This is a genomic window from uncultured Rhodoblastus sp., assembly GCF_903903185.1.
Lineage (GTDB): Bacteria > Pseudomonadota > Alphaproteobacteria > Rhizobiales > Beijerinckiaceae > Rhodoblastus.
Window position 1 is genome coordinate 1 of the sequence record NZ_CAIUXT010000172.1, and the last position, 1,996, is coordinate 1,996.

Below are 1,996 nucleotides of genomic sequence, written 5' to 3' on the forward strand. Positions count from 1 at the left end.
AACCTGGCCCTTCGTCGAAACCACCGTCGTCAAACGCTCGCGGGCTGACATTTTCAATTCCTCAGGGTAAGATGAAGGTAAGATAGTGGTTTTTCAACTCTACGGCAACGGCGCCGATTTTTGAAAAGCCTCAGCCCGTCGCATTTCGCCCGCGCGGCCCTTTGGCGCGACGGCGCGGCGCGGCTGTTAGTGTGAGGACAAGGCTGGCGGGAATTGGAGTCGAATCAGGCTCGATTAACGCGCACCGAAACGAGGCCTCCTATTGAGACTCCACGCCAAGCACGTATCTATCGAAGAGTCCGGCGGCGAGTTCTTCCAGGTCTCGTTCGATAGCGAGGCCCGCGACGAAGATGACTTTGATCTGTCGGAGCCCGATCACCCCTATCTTCTTGTCCAGCGTCAGTTTGAGGACGATGACGGCGGTGTCTGCTATATCGAAACCCATGATCACGATACCTACGCTGGCCATTTCAGGCTGCGGCTGATCGAGGTCACTCCTACACGCCTCGCCTTCGAGATCGCCAGGACGGAGAACAAATTCGTCGAGGTGACCTACGATCTGGATGCAAAGCGGTTCGATGAAGTTCGGCGCATCGCGCACATTATTTTTGGCATACGAGGCTGAGGCAACATTCTGTAAGGGTGGTGGCCTGGCGTCGTGGCAGCCAAGGCTTTGCTGAGCTCCCGCAACTGATCGCACCGGCGACAGCTTTTCCGATCCCGGGAAGGGCGGCTTTCTTTGTAGGGCATATCGGACGAGTTTATTCCGCCGCTGCTTTCGCCGAGGGTTTTTTTCCGCCCGGCTTTTTCACGGCAACCTTCTTGGTAGCACGCGCTTCAGCGCCCTTTCGACCAAGCCCCGCGCTCAACGCCAGAGAGGAACGCTGAGCCGCATAATTCGGGGCGACAATCGGATAATCCGATTTCAACCCAAAAGCCGCGCGATACTCGTTGGGGGAAAGGCCGTGTCCTGTTTGAAGATGGCGTTTGAGAGATTTGAACGGTTTGCCGCACTGGAGGCAAATGATCGCGTCCGGGGTGACGGACTTCTTGATTGAAACGGCGGGCTCCAACTTCTTCGGCTCATCAACAGCAGGAGCGGGAGTTGCGCCGACCGAGACACCAAATGCGGATTTGACGGTCTCGATAACAGAGCTGAGATCAGCCGGAGTCACAGTGTTGTTCGATAGGTAGGCAGATAGGACTTCCGCGACCAGCGAGGTGTTGTCGTTCTCGGACATGTTTGCCCTCCGATTCGTTTTATTTTCAATAATTTGAGGTAACGCCGGGATTCGTTGATTGTCAAATTATGGATGCTCTGTAAGAACCCAAAGCATAATCTTTTTGAATTTCCTGCTTAGGCTCGGCTATTGAAATTGAAGCGAGCCCGGCAGCTATGGATGCCGAACTCTATGTGTTGTTCCACGGACATCAATTTGCCGGGCAGTGCGCTGCATGGATATGGTCATGTCAAATCAGGTGCTGGAACTGTTTTTTATCGTTCAGCTCTTCTTTTTGAATGGATCGTCAGTAGGAGCGTCTTTTCCCAGTGATCGTTGATAATCAGATGGGCCGTGCTTTTTGGAGTGCTCTTGATCAGCCTTCGGCTTCTTCGCCTCTTTATTGCTTTTCATTTGACCCTTAGACATCGTGTCCTCCATTTTCTCCGTGCGACAGGCGGTCTCGATTGCTCCGCAACGACATAAATGGCGCCAATTTTGAGAGGTTGGCGTCTGGTGGAGCGTATTCGGCTTATATTCGTGCCTGTCCTGAACCCAAATGGTGATTATGAGGCCTTCGTCACAGCCCACGCTCTCGGAAAAAGACCAAGATTGTGAATTGGTGGCGAATTTTGACCGGACGCTATTAGTACTACAGTTGCATATATTCGTATCGTTTGTAATGAGCGTTGGTCGCTTGGAGTTGGTGTTTGCGTCGCCAGACCGACCAGGCCAACGCGAATCGGCGGCCTTGAGAAGATTTCAGGATCAGCCGA

General features: G+C 53.3%; 2 protein-coding genes. One reads left to right on the forward strand and one right to left on the reverse strand.

Going from position 1 to position 1,996, the window contains the following annotated elements; all coding sequences use genetic code 11:
• The first annotated feature begins 262 nt into the window (after positions 1-262).
• On the forward strand, positions 263-625 hold the full coding sequence (locus QZY01_RS16145; RefSeq protein ID WP_294539053.1) for a hypothetical protein: 363 nt from the start codon (positions 263-265) through the stop codon (positions 623-625).
• Positions 626-761: 136 nt separating this feature from the next.
• Here the strand turns inward: QZY01_RS16145 and QZY01_RS16150 are convergent, their stop codons facing one another.
• Positions 762-1,241 carry a MucR family transcriptional regulator gene (locus QZY01_RS16150; protein ID WP_294539055.1) on the reverse strand — a complete coding sequence of 160 codons (480 nt, stop codon included), beginning with the start codon at positions 1,239-1,241 and terminating at the stop codon, positions 762-764.
• Positions 1,242-1,996 lie beyond the last annotated feature (755 nt).

Excerpts from the sequence above, each read along its gene's own strand:
- QZY01_RS16150 (WP_294539055.1), bottom strand. The coding sequence starts at position 1,241 with ATGTCCGAGAACGACAACACCTCGCTGGTCGCGGAAGTCCTATCTGCC.